General features: G+C 66.2%; 13 protein-coding genes. 1 reads left to right on the top strand and 12 read right to left on the bottom strand.

All coding sequences use genetic code 11. The features are described 5' to 3' along the window. The 8 genes from V7Q39_RS17445 to V7Q39_RS17410 form a co-directional block, all read right to left on the bottom strand. The coding region (locus tag V7Q39_RS17445) for a DUF2163 domain-containing protein (protein WP_333817892.1) at nt 1-574 on the bottom strand (574 nt) is incomplete at its 3' end. Beyond that, the gene (locus V7Q39_RS17440; RefSeq protein ID WP_333817891.1) at nt 571-870 is read right to left on the bottom strand and encodes a hypothetical protein; all 300 of its coding nucleotides are present in this window, start codon (nt 868-870) and stop codon (nt 571-573) included. The genes V7Q39_RS17445 and V7Q39_RS17440, both read right to left, overlap by 4 nt. After that, complete coding sequence (locus tag V7Q39_RS17435) at nt 867-1,493, bottom strand: DUF2460 domain-containing protein (RefSeq protein WP_333817890.1); 627 nt, start codon at nt 1,491-1,493, stop codon at nt 867-869. The genes V7Q39_RS17440 and V7Q39_RS17435 overlap by 4 nt, the downstream gene beginning before the upstream one ends. After that, nucleotides 1,494-3,602, bottom strand: a complete 2,109-nt coding sequence (locus V7Q39_RS17430; protein WP_333817889.1) for a phage tail tape measure C-terminal domain-containing protein — start codon at nt 3,600-3,602, stop codon at nt 1,494-1,496. It lies immediately after the preceding gene. Continuing rightward, nucleotides 3,586-3,741 carry a DUF7697 family protein gene (locus V7Q39_RS17425; RefSeq protein WP_443082539.1) on the bottom strand — a complete coding sequence of 52 codons (156 nt, stop codon included), beginning with the start codon at nt 3,739-3,741 and terminating at the stop codon, nt 3,586-3,588. Before V7Q39_RS17425 ends, V7Q39_RS17430 begins: the two co-directional genes overlap by 17 nt. A gap of 113 nt (nt 3,742-3,854) precedes the next feature. Then, nucleotides 3,855-4,262: a hypothetical protein gene (locus tag V7Q39_RS17420; RefSeq protein WP_333817886.1), complete on the bottom strand. Its 408-nt coding sequence runs from the start codon at nt 4,260-4,262 to the stop codon at nt 3,855-3,857. A 22-nt stretch (nt 4,263-4,284) separates the two neighbouring features. Next, nucleotides 4,285-5,229 carry a phage tail tube protein gene (locus V7Q39_RS17415; RefSeq protein ID WP_333817885.1) on the bottom strand — a complete coding sequence of 315 codons (945 nt, stop codon included), beginning with the start codon at nt 5,227-5,229 and terminating at the stop codon, nt 4,285-4,287. Between the two features lie 24 nt (nt 5,230-5,253). Next, the gene (locus tag V7Q39_RS17410; RefSeq protein ID WP_333817884.1) at nt 5,254-5,694 is read right to left on the bottom strand and encodes an acyl-CoA transferase; all 441 of its coding nucleotides are present in this window, start codon (nt 5,692-5,694) and stop codon (nt 5,254-5,256) included. Between the two features lie 127 nt (nt 5,695-5,821). On the opposite strand from V7Q39_RS17410, the gene V7Q39_RS17405 reads away from it, so the two are divergent. Further along, nucleotides 5,822-6,328, top strand: a complete 507-nt coding sequence (locus V7Q39_RS17405) for a DUF6998 domain-containing protein (RefSeq protein ID WP_333817883.1) — start codon at nt 5,822-5,824, stop codon at nt 6,326-6,328. Here V7Q39_RS17405 and V7Q39_RS17400 read toward each other — a convergent pair. The 4 genes from V7Q39_RS17400 to V7Q39_RS20640 are packed head-to-tail and all read right to left on the bottom strand — an operon-like array spanning nt 6,325 to nt 7,838. Beyond that, nucleotides 6,325-6,726 (bottom strand): type II toxin-antitoxin system VapC family toxin, encoded by a 402-nt coding sequence (locus V7Q39_RS17400; RefSeq protein ID WP_333817882.1) that lies wholly within the window; start codon nt 6,724-6,726, stop codon nt 6,325-6,327. The genes V7Q39_RS17405 and V7Q39_RS17400 overlap by 4 nt on opposite strands. After that, nucleotides 6,723-6,980: a type II toxin-antitoxin system Phd/YefM family antitoxin gene (locus V7Q39_RS17395; RefSeq protein ID WP_333817881.1), complete on the bottom strand. Its 258-nt coding sequence runs from the start codon at nt 6,978-6,980 to the stop codon at nt 6,723-6,725. Before V7Q39_RS17395 ends, V7Q39_RS17400 begins: the two co-directional genes overlap by 4 nt. 55 nt (nt 6,981-7,035) lie before the next feature. Beyond that, a complete protein-coding gene (locus tag V7Q39_RS17390; protein ID WP_333817880.1) occupies nt 7,036-7,677 on the bottom strand; it encodes a DUF6441 family protein in 642 nt (213 codons plus the stop codon). Then, nucleotides 7,674-7,838 (bottom strand): head-tail joining protein, encoded by a 165-nt coding sequence (locus tag V7Q39_RS20640; protein WP_443082540.1) that lies wholly within the window; start codon nt 7,836-7,838, stop codon nt 7,674-7,676. Before V7Q39_RS20640 ends, V7Q39_RS17390 begins: the two co-directional genes overlap by 4 nt. Nucleotides 7,839-7,843: the final 5 nt, after the last annotated feature.

Below are 7,843 nucleotides of genomic sequence, written 5' to 3'. Positions count from 1 at the left end.
CCCCGAGGCCGGTCGCTACGGTAAACCGTCGGTCGCCGATCGTGGCTGTCACCGCGCTGGTGCCGCGATACAGGGCGCTGGTCAGGTTCACCCCGCAGCGCGCATCACCCAAGGTCGCGTCGCAGAAATACTGGAACGTTCGGCCGACAGGCTGGTTCAAGAGATGCGCCAGCGCCCGCACTTCGGCGGTGAAGGCATGTTGCCCGCGCCTGATCTCGCCAATGCTACCGCGGCGCATCAGGACGCGCTGGCTGACCGCCTGCCAGTTCACCAGCCAAACCTCGACCGCAGCATTGTCCCAAAGGCCGTCGGCGATATCGGTCTCGGTGATCCGGTCTGAGCGCAGCGCGCCTTGCACGTCCTGGGCGTCAACCGACAGATCGCCCAGGCTTCTGATCTCGCTGGCGGCAAAGCCGGTCTCGGGTTCGAAGCTGGTGCCTGCGAAGGCCAGTACCCGGTCATGATCGGTGAACCCGAACACCGCGCCATCCCGACGTTGCAGGCGCCAGCACCATGCGAGGGTGGTCGTGCCTTCGTCCAGATGCGCTTGGAACCCAGAGGGCAAGGTCTTCATGGGGTGCGGTCCTGTTGTTCGAGGCGGCCGACGGCGGCGCCGATGCGGGCGATGTTCTCGTCGAGGCGGATCATCCGCTCTTCGATCACGGCAATGGCACGTAGCGCTTCGGCCACGTCGCGGATTTGCTCGGGGCGGATCATGGCCAGATCGTCCAGTTGCCGTTCGAGCATGGCGACACGGGTGTTGATGATCCCGGCCCACCAGATCGCCGCCCCGCCTTGGGCGGAAAGGGCCAACGCGAGACTCACATAGGCGACATAGCCCATGGTGTTGCGGTCTTTGGGTGGGGTCATCGGCGCACCTCGATTAGCGGAATAGATGGGATGGAGCCGGTGCGTTCGATGTCGAGCGTGACGGGCAATTCGTCGGTGTCGAAGCGCACCGGCACGTCGAATTCGAACCCGGCGCGGATCACGGCGCCGGTGGCCGGGGGAGCGACGAAGGTGACGATCCCGGTGGTGGTGTTGATCGACCAGCCGGACCCCTGCGCGACCCCGTTCAGAGAAACTGTGACCGTGCCCGCAACTGGCTTGATGATCGTTCGCGCCCAGGATTGCGCGCCGGAGGCATAGGTCTTGGTCAAGGCGAACGTGGTGGTCGATCCGTTGCCGGTGCCGATGATCTGGTCGGTGGGTGACGGCGCCGCCGAGGGCAGGCAGGACTTGTAGTCCGACCAATCCTTGAACCGAAACGCGTGCAGGCGGCCGTTGCGAGCCTCGAAGAAGGCAACGACCGCGGCGAGATCGTCGGCCCGGCGCACACCATAGGAGACGTCATAGCGGCGGCGTGAGTTCGCCCATGAGGCATTCCTTTCCTCGTCGCCGGAGGCCAGTTCGACGATCTGGGTGCGCCGTTCCGGCCCGCCCTTCGCGCCCCGGCTGATGCTGTCAGGAAACCTGATCTCGTGAAACGCCATTCAGCTGCTCCTTCGGCCATAGGCCACGGCCCGGGCGATATCGGAGGCGACTTGCGCGCGGGAGGCGCGAAAGCTCTCAGCATCGCGGGCATAGATGTTGACGGTGGTGCCTGCCCCGCCTTCCCAGGCGCGGGTCTCCGCACGGTTCAGAACGCGTTCACCGCGCAGAAGAACGGCGGCATATTCGTCGGAGCCAAGCCCCATGCCGCCGCCATTGTGGAACCGCGGGGCGGCGACCAAAGCGGCGGCGGGGATCATCATGCTGGCGGGGCCGGGCACCCGACCGCCTGCGTGATAGACCCCGGCCTTGATCTTGGCCCCGCCCATCCCGCCTCCCATGCCCCCACCAATCCCGCCCAGCACGCCGCCCAGCGCGGAAGCGAGGGGGCCGAAGACGAAGCGGCGGAAGGCGATCTTGGCCAGATCGGCGATGATCGAGGTCGCCAAACTGCTGAAATCCAGCTTCCCCGTCCGGACGAACTCGGCGACGGCCTCTTCGCCCGCCCGAAAAGCGCTGGTGATCGCCTCGCCCACGCTGCCGCCCCAGTTGGCGGCCTCGGCGGCGTAGGTAGACAACGCCTCGCTGACTGCCGCCCAGCCGGTTGCCGCGACATCGGCAGCCGCTGCCACTTCTTCGGCCGTCTGCAAAGGACCGCCGCCGCCGCCCGCGCCACCCTCCGCTGGATCGTCGGGCGTGATGGAGATTTGCAGCGCCCGATCGCGGACGTCGTTGAAGTATTCCGACAGGGGCGAGCCCGAGACGATGCCACGGATTTGCGCCGCCAGCGCGGCGCGGCGTTCGGCATCCCGAGCGGCATAGGGGTTGGCCACACTGTCGATCCTGAAGGTGGCCGGGTCTAATGTGGACAACGCTGGGTCAAGGCCAACCGCTTCGAGGGCGGCGTTCGCCGCCTCGGCCAGGGCGTTGATCCCGGCCAGGGCCTTCTCGATCATCCAGTTGACGGCATCGATCACCGCGTTCGCAGCGCCGACCGCGAGAGCCCCGACGGCATCGGGCACGCCCTGGAAGGCATAGGTCGCACCTGCGGCCGCGACCTTGAAGGCGTTGATGACGAGGTCACCCATCCAGATCACGCCGTCGACGATCCGCTCCCAGGCCCAATCGGCCCAGGCGACGGCATTGTCCCACCAGCCCCGGATCGTGTCGAAGACCGGCTTGCCGATCTGATAGACGTTCTCCGCAAAGACCTGCCAGGCCGCCCGGGCCACGTCCGTGAAACTGACCTGCGCGCCGGTGGTCTCGTTGATCTCGCTCCGCATCCCGGCAATCGCCGCCGAACCCAGCGCCACGGCAGCCGTCACCAGCGGAAAGCGCCCTGCGACTTGCAGGATGCCTTGGCCGAGGGTGCGCGCCATGCCGCCCAGATCGCGGAAGAGGGCGCCGACACCGCCATTCCCAAACCCATAGATCTGGGAAATCTGGCTGCCTTGCTGCGCCATGACCATGAAGGGATTCATGCCGCCTGCGAGCGAGACCCCGATATCCTGAAGCTGGAAGGAGAGGTTCGCCATGCGGTGGCTGGCGTTGCGGGTCGCCGTGCTCATCCCGCCCAGCGCGGTGGTGCGACCCTTGATCGCCGCGATGCTGGCCAGCGTCGCCTGCCGTTCCCGCGAAATCGCAGCCGTCATCTCCTCGGCCGAAATCGCCCCCACACGGTGCGCCTGCCGGATCTCGGTCAGGGTTGATCGATAGTCCCGCACTACCGCGAAGAGCGGGTTGTGCTTGGCGCGGAGGTCATCAAGGGCCCGGCCATAGGCCGCAACATCGGCCGCATCGCGTGTCATCCCGCCCGACACGCCGGTGGATCGGTTCACGGTGTTCATGACGGTGCCCGATACCGCCCCCGCCTGACGCAAGGCGCTGGCCGCCCGGGCAGCGCGATTGGCAAGGTCCTGCATCTGGCGCATGGCCTCACCTGCCGACACCCCGGCCTCGTTCAAGCCCGCCGCCGCCCGCGGGCCTGCTGCCTCGATCAAGGTCAGCGCGCGAGCACCTTCCTGGCCGATGCCGACCAGTTCAGCCTTCAGTGCCTGCCCACCGGTCGCGACAAGGCGCACCGAGACCCGGCGTTCAGATCGCGTCGTCATGGTTCTGCGCTCTCACTTGTGCGTTGATGCCGCGCACGGCGAAGGGTTCGATCAGGGGCAGAAGCTCGGCCGTGATCAGCCGGTTCAGGCCCAGCGCCTCGGCCATGGCCACGGCGGCCGTCATGTCCCAGCTCACCACCCCGCCGGGGATGGCGCGAAACTGGCCGCGGAGGGCTTGGGCCAGTTCCCAGACTTGCCAGGCTTCAAATGTGCGGGGGCGGTGGAGATCAGCGGGGCAGGCCGGGCAGGGCTTTACGCATCCGGCGCAGTAGCCTTCGCCCCCACCGAAGTGCCATTCGGCAAGGGCGCGGAGGCGTTTCCCTCATTGGCCAGGATCAGGCCCTTGGCCACATAGTCGGTCTGAAACCGCTGAAAGAGCGGGAAGAGGTCGAGAAGCGCAGCCACGGCTTCTGGCGTGGGCGGTACGGGATAGCCCTCGTCATTGCCGACGCCCTCCCATTCGAGGATGGCGAGTGACCCAATCGCCTTGGCCAGTGCGACGGCCACCTGATCGGCGGGCGCGTCTTCGGGCAGGCTGGAGACTTGGGCGTCGCTGCGGGCGGCGCCGATCAGCGCCGAAGTGAGGGGGGCGAGGCGCAGGCGCACGCCGCCGCCGAGGTCGAGCCAGGCGGGTTCAGGGGAAAGGTTCAGGCGGATCATGGGACGGCTCCGGTTTGGGGGTTCAGTAAGATGCGGTGGTGTTGACAAGGACGGCGGTGCACATGCGGGCGGGGGACGTGGCCCGCGCCGCTTGCCATTCGAAGGTGGCCTGCACGCCCTGCGGCCCGTTGATCGGGATGCGGGGGCGGGGCAGATAGGCGGCGTGGACCGTAAAGGTGAGGGAGGCATTCGCCCCTAGGCTCCAGGCGAAGACGAGCTCGCAAGGGTCACCGGCGATCGCCTGGTTCACCAAGGTCAGGTCGGCAAAGCGTGCCTCGATCGATCCGGTTAGGGCAGCCATGGACGGGTCCAGCCCCTCGAGAAGCCCGTCGTTGCGGATGGTCTCGATCCGGTCGAGGTTGTTGGCATAGGACACCTGCGCCGAGACGATATTGCCCAGCGCGCCCCCGTTCCGCGTGATCGACCCTTGGAAATTGCCGAAGCGCTGCAAGGGCAGGGTGGCATCGGTGAGGGTTCCGGCGGCAGTTGTGGCTGCGACTGTCTCGCCCCGGCCGATCAGGCCCACTGTCGCGGTCAACAGCCCTGACCGCTGCGATTGCCACTGGATGCGATCGGCCACGAGCCCGGAATACATCGCGAACCGCGGCACATCGGGCATCTGCGTTTCGATCGCCATGCTGGGCAGCGTGAAGCCGCCCGACTGGAAGGTATGGGTCCTGGGCGTGGTGCCGGTTGTCACCGGCTGGCCAAAGATCGCCTTCAGCCAGAAGCCCAGGTTCTCGGCGTCCATCGGGATGACGACATCGCCGTCGACATTCACCGCATCGCGGATCGGCGCCTGCGGGTCTCGGCCGTAACCCAGAAGCTCGGGCGACAAGAGCCCCTGTTCGGAGCCGAGCGTCGTCGTGGCAAAGGGCATCCGGCGATAGCCGCTGGCGGGCGGCGTGCCGTAAACGGATTCGAAGGCGAACGCGACTTGCGTCCGCGCGCCGGGCTGGCGGGCCATGGGTTAGTCCTTTCGGGGGTGGGTTCAGAGAAGCGGGTCGGTCGTGGCGTAGGCGAGGATCACCGGGATCACCGCCGCCTTCAGACCCTCGTTTCCGTCGATTGCCAGCAGCACCGGTTCCGGCGCCTCGGGCGTAATGTAATCGCAAAGGCCGCCCAGTGTGCGGTCGGCGGCCAGCGCCGTGCCGATCGCCAGGCGCAGAGCGTCGAAGGCCGCATCCCGGGCGGCCGGTGTTCCGTCCACCACCAATTCGATCTCGGCCCTGTGCTCATAGTAATAGCCCGGCGGGGAGAGCCACACCTCCGGCGGCCCCGGATCGCCATCGCGCAGGATCACCACCCCAGCTGCAGGCACCTTCTCGGGCAGGATCGCGTTGCGCAGCACCTTCGCGCCGGGCGGCATCGCGCCGGACAATAGGCTATGAAGCGACGCGAGCAGGCGCTCGGCCGTGGATTGCGTGGGCATGGGCGGGTTCCGATCAATCTCTTGGGCCAGATGGCTTTGCGCGGTGCTTTGTCTTGTCGCTTGGACAACTCAGCGCTCGGCGGCTAGGTTCGCACCAGATGGTTCAATTGATCTCATGGGATAGCGAATGCACGTTTTCGATCTGCCTCCGGCCATTGCCGACTTGGTTGCCGCCCGAAACCGTGTCCGCGACTATTACAAGGAGCTTCTCGCCCGCGGCGGCCACGAGGTCAGTCTCGAGTACACGCTGGACGGAAACCTTGTGGGCGATATCGGAGAGGCGCTGGCGGTCGAACTTTTCGGGATCAAGCTGGTGAGCAACAAGTCTCACCCTGGCATTGACGGTCGCAGCCCTTGCGGAAAGACGGTGCAGGTCAAAGCCACCGGCCGCGGTCTGGGGCCAGCATTTCGCCCAGTGGAAACCCGGGCAGATCATCTCCTGTTCTTCGATCTCGATTTCGACCGCTGCAAAGGCACCGTTTTCTACAACGGGCCCGAGCATCCGGTGATTGCGACGTTGCCTGCATCGTGGGTCGGCCAGCGCCTCGTTTCCAGATCCCGGCTTCTTGCATTGAACCAAGCGCTTAGCGACGAAGACCGATTGCCGGTGATTGGGCTTCAGTTGCCAAATTAGGGTTCGTCGCGGCGTGCTGAGGCAAGCCTCACATCGGTCTTGCCGAAATCGTCCCCGACGAAAAGGAGAGGGCAGTTTCGTTCCGCCGCCAGCCCATAGGCAAAGCAATCACCGAAGTTCAGCCCGGCCGGATGGATGCCTTTTCCCCAAGTCCGATAGGCCGCCGCTACGGCATCGGCCCCTGACTGTGTCACGGTGACAACTTCAATTCCCAGCCCTTCGATCAGCTGCTGCATTTCAGCGCCCACCGAGCGGCGATCAGCGACGATCATGGCCTCGGCGAGCGTTCCCGCCGAAATGCATAGGGATTCCGCTTCATCGAGGACTTGCATCACGATGTCAGCGTCGGGCTCGCCCAGAAGGATTGCCATCAAGGCAGAGGTATCAACGGCGATCACTTCGGCAGGCCATCGTCATCATAGAGGAAGTCCTGGCTGCGGGCGGCACTCGCCCCAGCCGTGATCTTGGCCATGGCGCTGCGCTGGGCAGCTTCCATGACCACGCGGCGGCGATCGCGTGTCACCGCAGGGACGACGGGAACCAGCCTAACGGCCGCTTTGCCATGCCGTGTCAGCACAACTTCATCTCCCGCCTCGGCGCGGCGCACGAGTTCGGTCAGATGGCCCTTGGCCTCGGTGATGGAAATCTGCATGGCGGCCTCCAGTGATGGGCATAATATGGACTATCATATGGTCCAAATCAAGCCGTCATCCCTGCCACGCCCCCAAGATCGCCCCCGGCAGTCGGGCCGTTGCTTCCCGCGCCAACCTATCAAGGTCCAGCTTCTTCGGCATCTTCACCTGCCGCAATAGGAGGAACACCGGCACGGTCTGGGCCCCGGTCAAAACCCCATCCCGCCGCCGCCGACCACTCTTCGCCGCAGCAAACCCGCGCGAGGTTAGCCGCGCATCATCGGCAACCAGCAGGCTCGGGCCGCTGCGGCGATAGACGAAGCGCAGGCGCATGCCGGTGCGCTGTTCCCAGCGCCAGGGCGTGATGCGCTGTCGGCCGAGGCCGGTGATGCCCGCGGCGGGCAGGGGGATGGCGAGCCAGAGGCCGTCCTTGCCGCGGATCAGCACGCCGCCATCGAAGGCGTGCAAGATGTCGGGCGCCTTGGTCCAGACGAGACTGGCGGCGCGAAGGGACGTGCCCGATCGCGGAAAGTCGGACTGACGCACGGAGTTGGCGAGGCGCGATCCCAGTCCCGATGCCCGAACCTGCCCGCGCCAGTCGTCTAGTAGAGCCCGCCCGGCAGCAAAGACGCCGCGGGTGACGGCGGCCTCGGCCTCTTGCAGGATTTCGGTGGCGATCGTGTTCAGATCGCCGTCGATGCTGGCGCCGATCTTCATGCCTCCCGAGCCTCGGCTTTCCAGACGTGGCGCAGGGCATCGCGCAGCGGTTCGCCCCGGACCTCGTAGATCACGCCGCCGATCTCGAACGTGTCGCCGGGGGCAAGGGCGCCTAGGTCTTGAACCCATAAACAGGATTCCCTTCGCTTCCGCGTCGTGATTCACT

The organism is Tabrizicola sp. (assembly GCF_036781545.1).
Lineage (GTDB): Bacteria > Pseudomonadota > Alphaproteobacteria > Rhodobacterales > Rhodobacteraceae > Tabrizicola.
The sequence above is the reverse complement of the archived record's forward strand: the minus strand, read 5'-3'. Positions and strand labels throughout refer to the sequence as shown.

Coding starts and splice junctions, on each gene's coding strand:
- V7Q39_RS17435 (WP_333817890.1), bottom strand. CDS start 1,493: ATGGCGTTTCACGAGATCAGGTTTCCTGACAGCATCAGCCGGGGCGCG.
- V7Q39_RS17440 (WP_333817891.1), bottom strand. CDS start 870: ATGACCCCACCCAAAGACCGCAACACCATGGGCTATGTCGCCTATGTG.
- V7Q39_RS17395 (WP_333817881.1), bottom strand. CDS start 6,980: ATGCAGATTTCCATCACCGAGGCCAAGGGCCATCTGACCGAACTCGTG.
- V7Q39_RS17415 (WP_333817885.1), bottom strand. CDS start 5,229: ATGGCCCGCCAGCCCGGCGCGCGGACGCAAGTCGCGTTCGCCTTCGAA.
- V7Q39_RS17430 (WP_333817889.1), bottom strand. CDS start 3,602: ATGACGACGCGATCTGAACGCCGGGTCTCGGTGCGCCTTGTCGCGACC.
- V7Q39_RS17420 (WP_333817886.1), bottom strand. CDS start 4,262: ATGATCCGCCTGAACCTTTCCCCTGAACCCGCCTGGCTCGACCTCGGC.
- V7Q39_RS17410 (WP_333817884.1), bottom strand. CDS start 5,694: ATGCCCACGCAATCCACGGCCGAGCGCCTGCTCGCGTCGCTTCATAGC.
- V7Q39_RS17405 (WP_333817883.1), top strand. CDS start 5,822: ATGCACGTTTTCGATCTGCCTCCGGCCATTGCCGACTTGGTTGCCGCC.
- V7Q39_RS17390 (WP_333817880.1), bottom strand. CDS start 7,677: ATGAAGATCGGCGCCAGCATCGACGGCGATCTGAACACGATCGCCACC.